This is a genomic window from Terrabacter carboxydivorans (genome assembly GCF_039532035.1).
Taxonomy (GTDB): domain Bacteria; phylum Actinomycetota; class Actinomycetes; order Actinomycetales; family Dermatophilaceae; genus Terrabacter; species Terrabacter carboxydivorans.
The window spans coordinates 81,957-98,814 of sequence record NZ_BAAARE010000009.1 but is presented as its reverse complement, the minus strand read 5'-3'; the positions used below and the strand labels follow the sequence as shown (position 1 = coordinate 98,814).

14 protein-coding genes are annotated in these 16,858 nt (G+C 71.1%); 4 read left to right on the top strand and 10 right to left on the bottom strand.

Annotated elements, in window-relative coordinates; all coding sequences use genetic code 11:
• The first annotated feature begins 28 nt into the window (after window positions 1-28).
• Entirely contained in the window at window positions 29-1,216 is a 1,188-nt protein-coding gene (locus ABD297_RS11360; RefSeq protein WP_344255041.1) for a Fic family protein, read from the top strand.
• A gap of 120 nt (window positions 1,217-1,336) precedes the next feature.
• Here ABD297_RS11360 and ABD297_RS11355 read toward each other — a convergent pair whose 3' ends face one another.
• Window positions 1,337-3,031 (bottom strand): CotH kinase family protein, encoded by a 1,695-nt coding sequence (locus tag ABD297_RS11355; RefSeq protein ID WP_344255040.1) that lies wholly within the window; start codon window positions 3,029-3,031, stop codon window positions 1,337-1,339.
• Between the two features lie 327 nt (window positions 3,032-3,358).
• Complete coding sequence (locus ABD297_RS11350; protein ID WP_344255039.1) at window positions 3,359-4,534, bottom strand: methyltransferase domain-containing protein; 1,176 nt, start codon at window positions 4,532-4,534, stop codon at window positions 3,359-3,361.
• Window positions 4,535-4,824: 290 nt separating this feature from the next.
• Between ABD297_RS11350 and helR the strand changes: the two genes are divergently transcribed.
• Complete coding sequence (helR, locus tag ABD297_RS11345) at window positions 4,825-7,008, top strand: RNA polymerase recycling motor ATPase HelR (protein WP_344255038.1); 2,184 nt, start codon at window positions 4,825-4,827, stop codon at window positions 7,006-7,008.
• Here the strand turns inward: helR and ABD297_RS11340 are convergent.
• Window positions 6,995-7,534 carry a MarR family winged helix-turn-helix transcriptional regulator gene (locus ABD297_RS11340; RefSeq protein WP_344255037.1) on the bottom strand — a complete coding sequence of 180 codons (540 nt, stop codon included), beginning with the start codon at window positions 7,532-7,534 and terminating at the stop codon, window positions 6,995-6,997. The genes helR and ABD297_RS11340 overlap by 14 nt on opposite strands.
• Window positions 7,535-7,647: 113 nt before the next feature.
• Here ABD297_RS11340 and ABD297_RS11335 point away from each other — a divergent pair, with 113 nt between their 5' ends.
• Both ABD297_RS11335 and ABD297_RS11330 read left to right on the top strand, forming a co-directional pair.
• Window positions 7,648-9,024: an MFS transporter gene (locus ABD297_RS11335; RefSeq protein ID WP_344255036.1), complete on the top strand. Its 1,377-nt coding sequence runs from the start codon at window positions 7,648-7,650 to the stop codon at window positions 9,022-9,024.
• Window positions 9,025-9,143: 119 nt separating this feature from the next.
• Complete coding sequence (locus tag ABD297_RS11330) at window positions 9,144-9,506, top strand: RNA polymerase-binding protein RbpA (RefSeq protein ID WP_147066601.1); 363 nt, start codon at window positions 9,144-9,146, stop codon at window positions 9,504-9,506.
• A gap of 431 nt (window positions 9,507-9,937) precedes the next feature.
• On the opposite strand, the gene ABD297_RS11325 is transcribed toward ABD297_RS11330, so the two are convergent.
• The 7 genes from ABD297_RS11325 to kdd are packed head-to-tail and all read right to left on the bottom strand — an operon-like array spanning window position 9,938 to window position 16,809.
• Window positions 9,938-10,486 carry an FxsA family protein gene (locus tag ABD297_RS11325; protein WP_344255035.1) on the bottom strand — a complete coding sequence of 183 codons (549 nt, stop codon included), beginning with the start codon at window positions 10,484-10,486 and terminating at the stop codon, window positions 9,938-9,940.
• Entirely contained in the window at window positions 10,483-11,274 is a 792-nt protein-coding gene (locus ABD297_RS11320) for a polyprenol monophosphomannose synthase (protein ID WP_344255034.1), read from the bottom strand. The genes ABD297_RS11325 and ABD297_RS11320 overlap by 4 nt, the downstream gene beginning before the upstream one ends.
• Complete coding sequence (lnt, locus tag ABD297_RS11315) at window positions 11,255-12,859, bottom strand: apolipoprotein N-acyltransferase (protein WP_344255033.1); 1,605 nt, start codon at window positions 12,857-12,859, stop codon at window positions 11,255-11,257. The genes ABD297_RS11320 and lnt overlap by 20 nt, the downstream gene beginning before the upstream one ends.
• 38 nt (window positions 12,860-12,897) lie before the next feature.
• On the bottom strand, window positions 12,898-13,326 hold the full coding sequence (kal, locus tag ABD297_RS11310; RefSeq protein WP_344255032.1) for a 3-aminobutyryl-CoA ammonia lyase: 429 nt from the start codon (window positions 13,324-13,326) through the stop codon (window positions 12,898-12,900).
• Complete coding sequence (kamE, locus tag ABD297_RS11305) at window positions 13,323-14,069, bottom strand: lysine 5,6-aminomutase subunit beta (RefSeq protein ID WP_344255031.1); 747 nt, start codon at window positions 14,067-14,069, stop codon at window positions 13,323-13,325. The genes kal and kamE overlap by 4 nt, the downstream gene beginning before the upstream one ends.
• A complete protein-coding gene (gene kamD, locus ABD297_RS11300; protein WP_344255030.1) occupies window positions 14,066-15,700 on the bottom strand; it encodes a lysine 5,6-aminomutase subunit alpha in 1,635 nt (544 codons plus the stop codon). Before kamD ends, kamE begins: the two co-directional genes overlap by 4 nt.
• Entirely contained in the window at window positions 15,697-16,809 is a 1,113-nt protein-coding gene (kdd, locus tag ABD297_RS11295) for an L-erythro-3,5-diaminohexanoate dehydrogenase (protein WP_344255029.1), read from the bottom strand. Before kdd ends, kamD begins: the two co-directional genes overlap by 4 nt.
• Between the last annotated feature and the right edge of the window lie 49 nt (window positions 16,810-16,858).

The window sequence follows — 16,858 nt, the reverse complement described above, 5'->3', positions numbered from 1 at the left end:
AACCCTTACCAAGGGAGGCGTCAACTATATGGGTACACCTTGGCCGGCGCTCGGCCGCGCCACCGTGCCGTGGCAGCCCGTCGAGGGCCTCCTGGAGGTGTCCCGGCGGTCCCGCCGGTCCATCCCGACCTCGTTCGAGGCCGCGACCGTTCCTCTCATCGCCAACGCCCCGCTCCAGCTCTCCGGCGACCTCGCGGCCGACCTGGACGAGGCCACGCGACTGCTCGCCGCCTTCGACGCCGGGGGAGCGGGGGAGATCGCACCGTTCGCCTCGGTCCTCCTGCGCTCCGAGAGTGCGGCGAGCTCGCAGATCGAGAACCTCACGTCGTCCTCCCGCGCCCTGGCCGAGGCCGAGATCGGTGAGGGCAACCGCGCGAACGCCGGGGTGATCCTGGCCAACGTGCGCACCATGCAGGCGGCCCTCGACCTGGCCGGCCGGCTCGACGAGGAGGCCGTGCTCGCCATGCACCGCGCGCTGATGTCCCAGCAGGTGCTCCACGCGCCCGGTCGGTGGCGCGACCAGCAGGTGTGGGTCGGCGGCTCGGCCCTGCACCCCGGTGACGCCGACTACGTGCCACCGGTCGCGCCCGACGTCCCGCCCCTCATGGCCGACCTCGTGACCTTCATGGACCGTGACGACCTTCCCCCGCTCGCCCTCGCCGCGCTCGCCCACGCCCAGTTCGAGACCATCCACCCGTTCACCGACGGCAACGGGCGCACGGGGCGCGCCCTGCTGCACTCGGTGCTGCTCCACACTGGCGCCATCCACCGGGTGACGGTGCCGATCTCCGCCGGCCTGCTCGCCATCCGCGACGACTACTTCAGCGCCCTCACCGCCTACCGGACCGGGGAGGCCGAGCCCATCCTCCGGTGCGTCGCCGAGGCTGCGCGCAACGGGACCCGCATCGGTGAGCGCCTCGTCGGGACCCTGCGCTCGGTGCACGTGGGATGGGCCGGCGTCGTCACGGCCCGGGCCGGATCGGCGCCGTGGGCGATCCTCGACCTGCTGGTCCGCCAGCCGGTCGTCACGGCGCGCGTGGTCATCCGAGAGCTGGGGGTCTCCGCCCCCACCGCACAGGCCGCGCTGGCCCGTCTCGTGGACGACGGAGTGTTGCTGGAGTCGACCGGTCACCGTCGCAACCGCGTCTACCGTGCTCCCGCGGTCCTCCGAGCACTCGACGAGTATGCCGCCGCACTGGGACGTCGGGTAGGGTAGCGAAACCCCTTGTGCCACAACATTATTCGCCGTTAATCGACATTATGAAACTGCCGCCCGAGACGGCAAGCGGCACCCCGAGGACGAGGCCCCGGGGTGCCGATGTCGTGGCGCCGTCGACTACGGCGTCTTGTCGAGCAGGCGGATCTGGATCGCCTCGATGCGAAGCGAGCGCCCGGTCGTGCCCGCGGTCGCCCCGTTCTTGACCCACGGCATCCAACCGATGTTCTGCACGTGCACCCGGTAGGAGAGGTCGAAGTTCGTGGCCAGGGCACCGGTGAGCCTCAGCTGCACCGCCTCGAGCCGGAGCGAGCGGCCCGTCGTGCCGACGACGGCGTTCGTGGCGCCGTAACCGCGCCACCCCAGGCTCTGCACGTACGCGTTGCCCTGCACGCCACCGGTCAGGGTCGTGTTGACGATCTGGAAGCGGAGCGCCTCCATGCGCCTCGACTCGCCCATGGTCCCGGAGATCATCCCTCCGGACACCGCCGGCTGCCACCCGATCGAGGCGAGGTGGGAGGCGAACCTGAAGGTCGGAAGGCTCGATCCGTACGCCTGCGCCAGGTAGCCCGCACGGGCCGTCGCCCACGTCTTGAGGGCGGCCACGCCATTGGTGAACGTCGTGGGACCGTAGCCACGCGAGCCGGCCCAGATCTGGTAGTTGTGCGTGGCCGAGTCGGCCAGCTGGGTCTTCAGCGTGTCGATCTGCGCCTTCAGTGCGCTCACCTTGGGCCGCACCGTGGACGTGTAGAGCGCGTTCGCGCGGGCGACGAACTGCGGGTTGCGCATGAGCTGCTCGAACCAGTTGTGGGTGTTGCTCCGCAGGAAGGTCGTCGTCTTGGCGTAGTCGGACGTCGGCGCTCCGCCCCACCCCTGGGCCGTGAAGTTGCCGAGCGAGAGGTCGAAGTCCCACACCGGGCCGGCGTGCAGCTTGTCACCGGGGCCGTTCTTGTAGAAGTACATGCTCGAACGGTTGAAGTCCCAGTTCTCTGCGACCTCGTGCACGAAGTAGTACTTGACGAACGAGTCGACGTCGATCATCGAGCTGATCCTCGTCCAGTCGGGGGTGGGCGCGTACAGCGCCGACTCGAAGCTGTTGAGGTAGGACTTCGTGCTCGCCCAACCGGCGGCCTGGTCTGGCGTCAGCGTGGCGTTGACGCCGCCGGGTGCGTCCTTGAGCGTGAAGATGCGCTTGCTCGTCGTCGTCGTGAAGTAGAAGGGCTCCGCCGTGCCGTAGAGCTGGTCCAGCTCGACGAGGTTGGCCTGCGGGTCGGTGAGGTTGACCCGGGTCGGACCGACCTCGGTCTTCTCCGTCAGCAGGTAGTTGCCCAGCAGGTGCTCGCCGTCGACGTCGGTGATCTTCACGTCGACGAAGCGGGACTCGGGTGAGTAGGCGAGGCCGACCCCGCGCGCGAGGTCATAGCTCAGCTTGTTGCGCATCAGGGACGGGTCCGTGTGGTCGGCCAGCAGGACCCAGGTACGGGCCGACTCCATGCCCAGCGGCCCGGCAGCCGTCTTGAACTTGATCTGGTACGGCTTCTTGGCCAAGGTCCAGGTCGCATTGCCACGCCCCTTGATCGTGGCCGCCGCGTCGACGATCGCTGCAGCGGGATCCGAGGGGTCCGCGAGGTTGACCGTGGCCCCGACGGAGTTGTCCTTCGAGGCGTTGAGGTAGGCGAGCGAGTTCTTGGTCGTGTCGGCGTCGGTGAGGTCGATCGCGACGATCGGCAGGTTCGTGATGGGCACGGGCGCGGCCGCCACCGCTGCCGGCAGTCCCGCGGACGTCGCGGTCGTGGTCGCTGCGGCCTGTGCCACCGCTGCAGAGCCGGGTACGAGTAGTGCGAGAGTTGCCAGGGACGCATAGAGCCCCCGTCGGCGAGTTGTCATGCTGTGTCCTCCCCAAATCACCCAAACCGGGTGGAATGCGCACATAGCCGGATTTGACTGTGCGACAAGGGAATTCGCTCCCACGAACCCCTGGACGCAGGCTACGACCGGCACGCGAGGTTCGCGGGGGGTTGCCAGATCTGTGGCAGACGGAACAACCGGGGGCGGGTGGTGGGACGCACCGGGGGAGACCCGAGGACCTCGCCCTCGTCACGTCCCGCTCGTCGGCGAGGGCGGCCCGAGGGGCCACGAGGGCTAGGCCGCGGAGGGCCTCGACAGGCGTTCGAGCCGGACGATGACCTCGTGGTGGGAGGTCTGCGGGAACATGTCGAAGAGCCGGGCCTCGCGGGCCACGTAGGACGGGAGCCTCGCGAGGTCGACCGCGAGGCTGTCGACGTTGCAGCTGGAGTAGACGAGGCTGTCGGCGCCCGACCGCTCGACCCAGGCCGCGAGATCGGGGCCGATGCCGCGACGGGGCGGGTTGACGAGCACCATCGAGGAGGTCTCGCTCAGCAGCCGCCGGTCGAGGGTCTGCACGTCGGTGGCGTCACCGACTCGGAACTCGAGGTGGCCCGTCCCGGGATGGTCGGCCCGCAGCCGCTCGGCGCTCGTCTTGGCACTGCGGACCGCCTCCGCAGAGACCTCGACACCCAGGACTCGGCCGACACCGGCCAGCGCACCGTTGAGGGCGAATCCGCCCACGCCGCAGTAGAGGTCGAGCAGGACGTCGGGTGCCACCCGGCGCGCCCACTGCTGCGCCTGGAGGTAGAGCGCCGACGCGACAGCCGTGTTGGTCTGGAAGAAGCTGTTGGGCCGCAGGAACAGGGTGATCTCGCCGAGGGGCATGGCCAGCTCGCCCTGGCGCGTCAGGAGGAGCTCGGTGTCGCCCTCGAGGACGGCCTTGTGCTCGGGTTGCAGGTTGACCGAGACGACGGCGACCTCGGGCAGCTTGGCCTGCACCAGAGGCAGTCGCGACTCCAGCAGTGCCAGGTGCCGGCGTGACCTCAGCACGAAGCGGAGCATGACCTCGCCGGAGGGGGAGAGGGTGAGGATGAGGTGCTTGAGCTCGCCGCGGCGCGCCCGGACGTCATAGGGCTCGAGCCCGATCTCGTCGACGACGTCGGCCAGCCGGGGGATCAGGTCCTGGAGCGGCTGCTCGTGCAGCCCGCAGGCCCGCAGGTCGACGCCGCGGGCGTCGGCGTCGAGGATGCCGACGGTGACGGCACCGGCGTGGCCACCGACGACGAGCTTGGCCTTGTTGCGAAACGCGGACTGGGCGCTGGGGACCGGTTCGAGCCAGGTGAGGTCCGGAGCGACGTCGGCGAGCACCGAGCGACAGCGCGCGTCCTTGTCGGCGAGCTGCACGGCATACGGCACGCCCATCAGGGCACAGGAGCGGCAGCGGCCGGCGTCGAAGTAGTCGCACTGCATCACCGCACAGGTTACGGCTCAGCAGGGCTGACTGCGGACCGCGGGTGCCAGCCCTGAGGGGAGGGTTCTTCCACCGTAAAGTGACATAATGTCGATTATCGGCGTTATGAGGTGAACGGCAGGCCCGGCCCGACAGCTCCGGCACCCGAGCTCCGCACACGAAAAAAGGAAGGACGCGCATCGCGTCCTTCCACTTCCAACGTATAGCGGACCCCGGGTCTTGCAGCAAGACCCCTGAGGTGGCGCACAATCGCTGGCTCGACACCAGAACTCGGGACGGAGCTCAGCCCGTGAACCATCCGACGACCAGCGCCTTCGACCTTCCTGACACCCTGATCTCCAAGTCCGACCCGGCGCTCATCGGCCACGACGACGCCCACTTCGCCGCCATCGCCGAGACGATGGCACGAGACGTCGCCGAGCTGTCCGACCGCCTCGACGCCGTCCGACGCGCACCCGCTCGCACCGGCCAGGCCGCCCTCGACCGCGACCAGGAGGTCCATCGCCTCACGGCCCGCCTGCGCACCCTGCGCCGCTTCGGGCTCGACCTCTGTCTCGGCCACATGCTGTTTGAGAATGATTCCCATCCCATCTACGTCGGACGCCTCGGGCTCACCGACGCCGCCGGAGAGCGCCTGCTCGTGGACTGGCGCTCTCCGGCGGCCGAGCCGTTCTTCGGCGCCACGCACGGCTACCCGATGGGTCTGACGAGCCGGCGCCGCTACCGCTGGACGCGCGACCGGGTCAGCGACTACTGGGACGAGGTGTTCACGCCCGAGGGCCTCGAGGGGCGCGCCGCCCTCGATGACGAGTCGGCCTTCATCGCCTCCCTCGGCGCCAGCCGCTCCCCGCGGATGCGCGACGTCCTCGCCACCATCCAGGCCGACCAGGACGCCATCATCCGCGCCGGGTCCCGTGGCGCGCTCGTCGTGGACGGTGGTCCCGGCACGGGAAAGACGGTCGTGGCACTGCACCGGACGGCATACCTGCTCTACTCCGACCCCCGGCTCGGGCACCGGCGCGGCGGGGTGCTCTTCGTGGGACCGCACGAGCCGTACCTCAGCTACGTCTCCGACGTCCTGCCGAGCCTCGGCGAGGAGGGCGTTCAGACGTGCACCCTGCGCGACCTCGTGCCCGAGGGCTCGACAGCGACGACAGAGCACGAGCCGGAGGTCGCCCGTCTCAAGGCCTCCACGGCGCTCGTCGACGCGATCGAGCCGGCCGTCGGGCTCTACGAGGAGCCTCCGACCCGCGGGACGGAGGTGGTCACCCCGTGGGCGCAGGTGTGGCTCTCCCCCGCCGACTGGCAGGAGGCCTTCGCCGCCGGCGCGCACCTGCCCCACAACGAGGCCCGTGACGACGTGTGGGAGGCGCTCGTCGCCATCGTCCTCGAGCGGCATGACCTCGAGGTGCGTCTCGACGACGACGGGCAGGACGTCGAGCTCGAGGCGACCCCCTCCATGGTTCGCCGGGCCATCGAGCAGGACCGCGACCTCCGCACCCTGTTCGAGCGGTCCTGGCCCCTCCTCGAGGCCGAGGACCTCGTCGGTGACCTGTGGACCGTGCCCGCCTACCTGCGCCGGTGCGCACCCTCGCTGGAGCTCGACGAGGTCCGCCGGCTCCAGCGTGCCGAGCCCGACGCGTGGACCGTATCTGACCTCCCGCTGCTCGACGCGGCCCGACGCCGGCTCGGCGACCCGGAGGCCGCGCGGCGGCGGCGACGCCACGACAGCCAGCTCGCCGCGGAGCGCGAGGAGCGCGCCAAGGTCGTCGAGCACCTCATCGCCTCCGACGACTCCGACATGCACGTGATGTCGATGCTGCGCGGCGACGACCTGCGAGGCGCGCTCGACGACGGCACGGAGGATCTCGGGAGGTCACCGGACCGCTTGGCCGGGCCCTTCGCCCACGTCGTCGTGGACGAGGCCCAAGAGCTCACCGACGCCGAGTGGCGCATGTTGCTCAGCCGGTGCCCGTCACGCAGCCTCACCGTCGTCGGCGACCGGGCGCAGGCTCGCCACGGCTTCACCGAGTCGTGGCACGAGCGCCTCGCCCGCGTCGGTCTCGACCGGGTCACCATCGCCACGTTGGGCGTCAACTACCGCACCCCGGCCGAGGTCATGGCCGAGGCCGAGCCCGTCATCCGGGCGGCGCTCCCGGACGCGAACGTCCCGGTCTCCGTCCGCGAGAGCGGCGTCCCCGTCGAGCACGGCATGACGGCAGAGATCGACGCGGTGCTGGCGACGTGGCTCGCTGCCCATGACGACGGAACCGCCTGTGTCATCGGCGATCCCACGTTCGTGGAGACGCCGCGCGTCCGGTCCCTGACGCCGGTGCTGGCCAAGGGGCTCGAGTTCGACCTCGTCGTGCTCGTCGACCCCGAGCGCTTCGGCGACGGCATCGAGGGCGCCGTCGACCGCTACGTCGCGATGACGCGTGCCACCCGGAAGCTCGTCGTCCTCACGGACCGCTGACGGCGCCCGGGCGTAGCGAGGGGCCACTGTCCTCGAGGCCGTCCAGCCACACGCGGAGCAGGTCCTCCAGGGCCGTGCGCTGAGGTTGTGAGAGTCCCGCGAGAAGCGCCTCGTCACCGGCCATGACCTCGGCGAACACCCCGTCGAGGCGGGCCAGCCCCTGCGGCGTGAGCTGCACGTGCACCGTGCGCCGGTCGGGCTCCTCACGGACCCGCTCGACCCACCCGAGGGTCTCCATCGCCTGGACGCGCTGCGTCGTCGCCCCCGCCGTGACGCGACAGCGCCGGGACAGCTCGCCCGCCGTGAGGCGGTAGGGCTCGCCGCTGCGACGCAGCGTCGCGAGCACGTCGAGGTGGCTCTGCTCGAGCCCGAGCGCCACCAGCACCCGGGCACGGTGGTCCATGACGATCGCGCCGAGGCGCCACACCGGGGTGATGATCCCGATGGACGACACGTCGACGTCGGGCCGCTCCCGCTGCCACGCCTGCATGATCCGTCCGACCTGGTCCCCCGCTGGGCTGCTCACCATCGATACTTTAGGACTAAACCACGCCTGGTCGGGGCGACGGCCGGCGTCGGCGCGGCGTGTTGGCCCCACTCCCCCTGCCCGGCCGCCCGGCCGTGTGGGACAGTCCTCGCATGTCGCACGTCGTCGTGAACGCCGCCCGGCCGGAGACCAGGGAACAGCGCGCCTGGTACTGGTACGACTGGGCCAACTCGGCCTACGTCACGACCACCGCCACGGTGCTCATGAGCCCCTACCTCACGACGGTCGCCGAGCAGGCCGCCTGTCCGGGACTGCCCAGCGGGCAGGACTGCACGACGGACCTCTCGGTGCTCGGCATCCCCGTCGCTCCCGGGTCGCTGTGGTTCTTCACCGTGACCTTCACGACCATCCTCTCCGCGATCGTCCTCATCTTCATCGGCGCCATCGCGGACCGAAGCCCCCGACCGACGCGCCTCTTCGCGACCTTCGCGTGGGTCGGGGCGTTCGCGGCCAGCCTGATGTTCTTCGTCGCCGGCACCAACTGGCAGCTGGGCGCTGCCCTCGTCGTCGTCGCCGGCATCTGCCTCGGTGCCTCGCTCGTCATCTACGACTCGATCCTGTGCCGCATCGCCAACGAGAACGAGCGCGACCGGGTCTCCTCCAAGGGCTGGGCCTTCGGCTACCTCGGGGGCGGCGTCCTGCTGACCCTCAACTTCGCCCTCGACTTCTTCCACGAGAACCTCGGCCTCGACCGCGCCATGAGCACGCGCATCAGCATCCTGTCCGCGGGCCTGTGGTGGGCGGGGTTCACGATCATCCCCTACCTCGGCCTGCGGCACCTGACCGGCACGGTCGAGACCCCGGTCGAGCGCTCGGCCGGCGTCGTGCGCGGCAGCATCGTCCAGCTGCGCAGCACGTTCCGCGACCTCGCCAACTACCCGCAGACCAAGATGTTCCTGCTCGCCTACCTCTTCTTCAACGACGGCATCCAGACCGTCATCGGCAGCTCGAGCGTCTACGGCTCCAAGGAGCTCGGCTTCTCCGAGACGACGGTGCTCGGCGTCTTTCTCTTCGTGCAGTTCGTCGCGTTCTTCGGCGCCCGCCTCTTCGGCCGGGTGGCCGCGACCATCGGCGCGTGGCGCACCGTGCTCTACGGGATCGGCCTCTGGACCGTCGTCGTCGTCTTCGCCTTCCTCGTCCCGTCGAAGTCCCTCGTCATCTTCCTGGCGCTCGCACTGCTCATCGGCATCGTCCTCGGCGGCACCCAGGCCCTGTCGCGCTCGCTCTACAGCCAGCTCATCCCCCGGGGCCGCGAGGCGGAGTACTTCAGCCTCTACCAGGCGATGGAGCGAGGGACGAGCTGGTTCGGCACGCTCATCTTCGGTCTCGTCTACCAGTTCACCCTCAGCTACCGGTGGGCGATCATCGCCCTCATCGTCTTCTTCGCCGTCGGCGGCGTGCTGCTGTCGCGGGTGCGCATGCGCGAAGGCATCGAACAGGCCGGCAACCCGGTCCCCTCCGTCATCTGAGACCGGCCTACAATTCGCGGCCACCCGGGGAACAAGTCAACTGTTTCGCTCGTTCAAGCGTCTGTGAGGGTAAGACACCAGCGAGGTGTCACAAGGGCAGAAGTCTTGGAGGGGTCCACATGGCCGATCGAGCACTACGCGGTTCCAACCTCGGCGCGAGGAGCATGGAATCTGACGAGAACGTCGTCCCGAGTGAGCGTCAGCTCACCGCCTACGTGTGCCCGGAGGGCCACCGTACGGAGCTCCCCTTCTCGATCGAGGCCGACGTGCCGCCGACCTGGGAGTGCCGCTGCGGTCTCGACGCCAAGCTGCAGGGCGGCGGCGCCGAACCCGAGGCCAAGCCGGTCAAGCACCAGCGCACGCACTGGGACATGCTCCTGGAGCGTCGCTCCATCCCCGAGCTCGAGGAGCTCCTCGAGGAGCGCCTGACGCTGCTGCGCGAGTCCCGTGGTGAGAAGCCTCGCCGCAAGAAGACCGCCTGACCCCACCCGACTGCACCACCGGGAAGCCCGCCCCGTTCGTGGGGGCGGGCTTCTCGCACGCCGGCGGGCCCTGAGCCCGACCATCATCTTCGTGGGGGCGGGCTTCTCGCATGCCGGCGGGCCCTGAGCCCGACCACCATCTTCGTGGGGGCGGGCTTCTCGCATGCCGGCGGGCCCTGAGCCCGACCACCATCTTCGTGGGGGCGGGCTTCTCGCATGCCGGCGGGCCCTGAGCCCGACCACCATCCTCGTGGGGGCGGGCTTCTCGCATGCCGGCGGGCCCTGAGCCCGACCACCATCCTCGTGGGGGCGGGCTTCCCGCACGTCAGGTGGCGTATGCCGGGTGCTTCGGTTCGAGGTGATCGTGGCGGTCGGGGGTGTGCCGAGATCACCTCCACCAAGGCCGAACAGGTGAGCCGGGACGAGCCGGCTCAGTCCTCGTCGTCGATGATCTCGCCCTCGACGACCTCGTCGCTCGAGGTCGAGCGCTGGCGGCCCTGGGGAGTCGTCGGCTGCTCCCAGCCGGATCCGTCGGGGGCTCCCGTGACAGCAGGGCCGCCGAAGCGCTCGGTCTGCGCGAGCAGCCGTCGGGAGATCACGGCAGCGAGCAGGCTCCGGGCGACGGGCCTGGTGAATGGCAGCACGAGCACGAGGCCGAGCAGGTCGGTGACGAAGCCGGGCAGGAGCAGCAGGCTCCCACCGACGAGCACGACGACGCCGTCGGCGATCTCGCGTGCCGGCATGCGTCCGTCACGGACGGCCTGCTGCAGCGCGCGCCACGCACGTCCGCCCTCGCGTCGGATGAGCCAGGCGCCCAGGAGCGAGGTGGCGACGAGCAGCAGGAAGGTGGGCCAGCCGCCGATCCACGACCCGACGGCGACGATGACGACGATCTCGATGACGGGCAGGAGCAGCAGCCCGACGACGGCGAGTCGCGTCAGTCGCAGCCGGCGGGCCCGCGACGGCTGGGCGGAGGTCACGAGCGGTCTCCGGCAGGCTCCCGGCCCCGCACGCGGCCGGCGGCGCTGCGCAGCTGTCCCACCCGGTGCTCGATGCCCCAGCGGGTGACGCTCGTCAGGGCCTCGCGCACGATGTCCTGGCCCATCTTGGACACACCCACCTCGCGCTCCACGAACGTGATCGGCACCTCGACGACCGTCAGTCCGGCACGCACGGCACGCAGCGTCAGGTCGATCTGGAAGCAGTAGCCCTGGGACTCGACGCCCTGCAGGCCCATGGTCCGCAGCGCCGTGGAGCGGTAGACGCGGTAGCCGGCCGTCGCGTCGTTGACCGACATGCCGAGCAGCACCTTGGTGTAGATGTTCGCGCCGACCGAGAGCACCTTGCGGCGGCCCGGCCAGTTGCGCACCTCGCCGCCCTTGACCCAGCGGGCCCCGATGACGACGTCGGCCTCGCCGAGCGCGGCGAGCAGCGACGGCAGCTGCTCGGGCAGGTGCGAGCCGTCGGCGTCCATCTCGACGGCGGCGTCGTAGCCGCGGTCGAGGACGATGGCGAAGCCGGCGAGGTAGGCCTTGCCCAGGCCCTCCTTGCCTGCCCGGTGCACGACGTTGACCTGCGGGTCGGACGCCGCGATCTCATCGGCGATCTGCCCGGTGCCGTCGGGCGACCCGTCGTCGAGCACGAAGACGTCGGCGGCGGGCACGCTCGCGCGCACCCGCGCGACGATGCCCGGCAGGTTGTCCCGCTCGTTGTACGTCGGGATGAGCACGGCGACTCGGGTCACCGGCTCACGCTGCATCGTCGTCATCCTCGTCCTTCGTCGTGTCCGGCACTTCCGGACCTCCACCTCGAGCGCCCCGACCGCCGCGGAGGCCCAGGGCGAGCATCGTCAGCAGTGCGGCGGCGGCGACCCACTCGGGGGCCTCGCCCACGCGCGTCGCCAGCGTCGTGGCGTCACGCAAGGGTAGTGCCCCTCGGACCACTGCCTGCGTGAACAACGAGGTGACCTGGTGCGCGGTTCCGTCGGGCGTGATGAGGGCGCTCTGGCCGACCGTCGAGACGTGCACGACGGAGCGTCCGAACTCCATGGCGCGAAGCCGGCTGATGGCCAGCTGCTGGGGCGACTCGGCGGTGTAGCCGAAGGTCGCGTTGTTCGTCTGGACGACGAGCACGTTGGCGCCGGTCTGCACGGCGTCGCGCATGATGTCGTCGTAGGCCACCTCGAAGCAGATCGCGAGGCCTGCCCGGACCTGCTGCCCCGAGGCCGTCGTCACCGTGAACACGCCCGGTCGGGGGCCGGGCACGAAGTCGCGGCGCACGAGGTCGACCTCGGCGCTGAAGTTGCGCCAGAAGGCCCGGTCGGGGATGTACTCGGCGAAGGGGACGGGGTGCCGCTTCACGTAACGGTCGGTGTTGCCCTTGCCGGGCTCGAAGAGCAGGGACACGTTGGAGACGAAGCCCACGGGCTCCTCGAGCAGCCCGCCGACGATGAGCGGCCGCTGCAGGGCCTGGACGGTCGCGAGGATCTCCGCCTTGGCGTCGGCGTTGCGCAAGGGGTCGATGTCCGAGGCGTTCTCGGGCCAGACGACCAGGTCCGGCGCCGGCGCCCGCCCGGCGTCGACGTCCGTCTGGGCCTTGAGCGTTGCTGCGACGTGGTTGTCGAGGACGGCGCGGCGCTCGGAGTTGAAGTCGAGACCGGGGTGGGGCACGTTGCCCTGCACGCCGAGGAACTGCGCCGTGGGGCCGTCTGTCGGCAGCGGCACGGCGAGCCCGGCCAGGCCGAGCACGAGCGCTCCCGCCACGGGCAGCGCCACCCGGCGTGACGGCATACGCGAGGCGGGCGACCCACCTGGCGCTGTCCCCCGCCGCACTGCGACGGCGGCGACGGCGTGCTGGGCGCCGAGGGCGAGCAGGGCGCCGCTCAGGGTGAGGACGAACCCCACGAACGGCGCTCCGCCGAGGGCGACGAGACGTCCGAACGGTGAGTCCGCCTGGCCGAAGGCGAGCTTGAGCCACGGGAAGCCGCCGTACGGCGCGCGTGCCCGGAAGCCCTCGGCCACGACCCACACGAGCGCGAAGGCCAGCGGTCGCACGCTCCCCCGGCGGCTCAGCCAGCCGTAGAGCGCGCCGGCCAGCCCGAGGAAGAGCGCCTCCAGGGTCGCGAGGGCGAGCCAGGGCAGGGAGCCGACGTAGATGCCGGACCAGCTGAGCGAGGGCACGAAGAAGGCCAGTCCGCCGACGAGCCCGGAGAGGAAGCCGCGGCGTGGCCCGACCCCGGTCCACGCCCAGGCCCAGAGGGCGAGGGCGAGCGGGGCCGCCACCCAGACGTCGAACGTCGGGAACGCGAGGCACAACAGCCCGCCGGCGATCAGGGACAGGAGGAGGCGCCGCACGGGGTTCACCGTATGCCGTGCCGCCGGGAGGTCGTCGCTCAGGGCACGACGACGACGCCTCGCGCGGTCGTCGCGACGATCGCCGGGTCGAGAGGGGCGGCCGCCGAGGCCCCGCGCGCCGCGTGGCCACGCGCCACGACGCGCACCTCGAAGTCCATCTCGCGCGAGCGCGTGCCCACCCTGACGATCTCGGCCGAGATCTCGATGACGTCGCCGGCGCGGACCGGAGCCCTGAACTGCACGTCGCTGTAGGACGCGAAGAGACCCTCGTCGCCGTCGGTGACGATGCACATCTCGGTGGCGACGTCGCCGAACGCGGCGAGCGAGTAGGCACCGTCGACGAGGTTGCCGGCGTAGTGGGCATGGCTGTAGGGCACGTAGCGGCGGTGGGTGACCCGCCGGCCGACGCTCGCCGCGGTTGTGCGCCCGGTGGGCTCTGCGGGCTCGACCTGGGTGGGCTCGGTCATGGTCTCGCCTTTCGTCGGGTCATCTCGTGGACGAGGTGGCTCGCGACCTCGCCGGGTGTCGTGCCGCGACCGAAGATGCGGTCCACGCCGAGGGTCGCCTCGGACCCCTCCTCGAAGCGTGGCCCTCCCACGACGAGGATGGGCACCTGCCCGGCCGGGTAGGCCTCGCGGAAGGCCGCCGACATCTGGGTCGTGTTGTGGATGTGCGCGTCCTTCTGGGTGACGACCTGGCTGACGAGGACGGCGTCGGCCTTCTCGGCGCGGGCCCGGGCGACGAGGTCGGGCACGAGCACCTGCGCCCCGAGGTTGACGACCGTGATCTCGCGGTAGTACTCCAGGCCCTTCTCGCCGGCGAAGCCCTTGATGTTGAGGATGGCGTCGATGCCGACGGTGTGGGCGTCGGTGCCGATGCACGCGCCGACGACGACCAGTCGGCGCCGGAGCAGCCTCTTGATCGCCGTGTTGGCGTCCTTGGCCGACAGCAGGGGGTACTCCCGCTCGACGACGTGCACGTCCTCGAGGTCGACCAGGTGCGTCGTGCTGCCGTAGACGACGAAGAAGGTGAAGTCGGGTCCCATCGGCTTGGCGTGCACGAGCAGGGCCGGGTCGAGTCCCATCTTGCGGGCGAGCTGGAGCGCCGCGCCCTCGGCCCGCTTGTCGTGCGGCAGCGGCAGGGTGAACGACATCTGCACCATGCCGTCTCCGGTCGTGTCCCCGTAGGGCCGGACGATGGGGCCGCTCATCGCGTGGGCCTCTCCGTGGAGGTGTGCCGCTGGGTCGCGGGCGGGGTCCACGCGTCGAGGGCGGTGGTCGCCGGGTTGTCGTAGTCGTCGGCGCGCTCGCTGACACCGTCGAGGCCCTTGCCGCCGGTGGCGGGGCGCTTCATGAGGCCGAAGGTCCCGTCGGCGATCGCTGCGAGCAGCGGTGCGTCGCCCGCTGCGTCGGCGTCGTGCACGATCCGGTCGAGCAGGTCGACCGCCTCGGAGAGCACCTGACGGGCGCGGGTCTGGATGAAGCCGTCCCTCGGCGGGTGGAAGTCCTCGGCGAGGCCGCTCGCCGCGTTCATGACGTAGCGGACGTTCTGCAGCGCCAGGTCGCGGTCGGACAGGAACGGGGTGACGACGGCCTCGGTCATCATCCCGACGAGCAGGATGCCCTGGCCCGTCATCGCGCCGACGAGGTTGAAGAAGCCGTCGAGGAGGTAGCCACGGAAGATGTCGCCCGTCATGTGCTTCGTCGGCGGCATCCACTTCAGCGGGGCGTGCGGGAAGAGCTGTCGGGCCAGGAGGGCGTGGGCCAGCTCCATCCGGAAGCTGTCCGGGACCTCGGGGTTGATCTCGAAGGCGTGCCCGAGGCCGAGCTGCCAGTCCTGGAGGCCGGCCTCCTTGGCGAAGCGCTCGTTGAGCAGCTGGCTGACCGTGACGGTGTGGGCTGCCTCGACCGCGTCGGCCGTGGTGAGGTAGTTGTCCTCTCCGGTGTTGATGATGATGCCGGCCCGGGCGTGCACCTGGCGCGAGAAGCGCTGGTCGACGAAGGTCCGGATCGGGTTGATGTCGCGGAAGAGGATGCCGTACATCGAGTCGTTGAGCATCATGTCGAGACGCTCCATGCCGGCGAGCGCCGCGATCTCGGGCATGCAGAGGCCGGAGGCGTAGTTGGTCAGGCGGACGTAGCGCCCGAGCTCCTTGCTGACGTCGTCGAGGGCCGCGCGCATGAGGCGGAAGTTCTCCTGCGTGGCGTAGGTGCCGGCGAAGCCCTCGCGCGTCGCCCCCTCCGGGACGTAGTCGAGCAGCGACTGCCCCGTAGAGCGGATGACGGCGATGATGTCGGCGCCCTCGCGCGCCGCCGCCTGGGCCTGCGGGATGTCCTCGTAGATGTCGCCGGTCGCGACGATGAGGTAGATCCACGGCGTCGTCCTCGGGTCGCCGTGGCGCTTCACCAGGCGTTCACGGGTGGCGCGCGAGCGGTCGATCGTCCGCAGTCCGGCTCCGACGCCCTTGGCTGCAGCACGCCGTGCAGCGGTCGCCTCGCGTCCGGTCGGCAGCCGGAACGAGACGTTGCCGCTCGCTGCCTTCTGCGCGAGGGTCGTCAGGTCCGGCGCCTCGCCCCGCAGCAGGGCGTCGTAGACCGGCGTCGTGACACCGTGCTCGAGGCCCACCTCGTCACGCACCGCCGTCACGAGGTGGTTCACCCACGGCACGCGCTCGTGGTCGGCGCCAGAGAGACCGGCGAGGCGCAGCGTCGCCCGCTCCACCGAGACGGTCGTGTGGGTCCGTGCGATCTTCACGACGGGCTCGGCAGCCTTCTTCGCGAGCGCCCGGGCACGCCGGACGACGGCGGGGTCGAGCTCGAGAAGGGCGTGGGTGCGGCTCATGCCTCAGATCCTGCCGTCTCGGCGGCCAGCCGGCCCTCGAAGAGCGCGCGGACGGCCGGCACCTCGCGCACGAGCCGCAGGGCCTCCTCGGCATGACCGGGGACGTAGCCGTTGCCGACGAGCATCCGCACGTCCGCCGCGAGGCCCTCGGCGCCGAGCGCGGCCGCGGCGAAGCTCGTCGCCATGCTGAAGAAGATGATCGTGCCGCCCTGCGCCGTCGCGAGGATCGCCGGCTGCTCGCAGCCCGGCACGTCGACGCAGACCACCGTGACGTCCGCAGGCCCGCCGGCCGACTCGACGGCCGCGGCGAGTCCCAGGGGTGACCGCGCGTCGGCGAGCACGACCGCGTCGGCGAGGCCGCTCGCCTCGAGCACGGCGCGCTCCCTCTCGACCGGGACGACCCCGATGGTGCGGCCGGCACCGGCCGCACGGGCGGCGGCCAGCGACAGCGAGCCCGACTTGCCGGCCCCGCCGAGGACGGCCACGGTCGGCGCGAGGCCGCGGGCGGCATACTCCCCCACGACCCTCTCGACGAGGGCCGGCGCGCCGCAGACGTCCATCACCATGAGCGCGAGGTGCGGGTCGAGGTCGTCGGGCAGGGTGGCCGCGATGCTGCGCCCGAAGAGGATCGCGTGGCCGGACGCGGGCACCTGCTCGGAGAGGCCGTCCCAGCGCTCGAGGCCGTCGCTGATGGCGAGCGGGGTCAGCGACAGCGACACGAGGGTCGCGACCTTCTCACCGACGACGAGCCCCAGCCGACTGTCCGGACCGACCTCCTCGACGGTGCCGATGAGCATGCCGCCCGAGCCGGTGACGGGGTTCTGCATCTTGCCGCGGGTCGCGACGATGTCGAGCACCTCGGCGCGCACCGCCTCCCCGTCGACCGCTCCCCCGCGCGTGTGCTTTTCGGCCAGCTGCCGGTAGGAGGCGGCGTCGAGGTTGAGGGTCTCGACGGCGATCCGCACCTCGTCGGGCCACAGCTCCGGTCGGGCGTCGAGGCCCTGCGCGGCCTGCGGCAGGGTGACCGCCTCCCCCGTGGGCTCGAGGACGCGATGGAGGCCGACGGGCGAGGACGGGCGCCCCTCGCCGGAGGGAGACGGTGGAGTCACGGAGCAGATCCTTCTGTCGCAGCGGACACGAACGACAAATCCTTTCGCA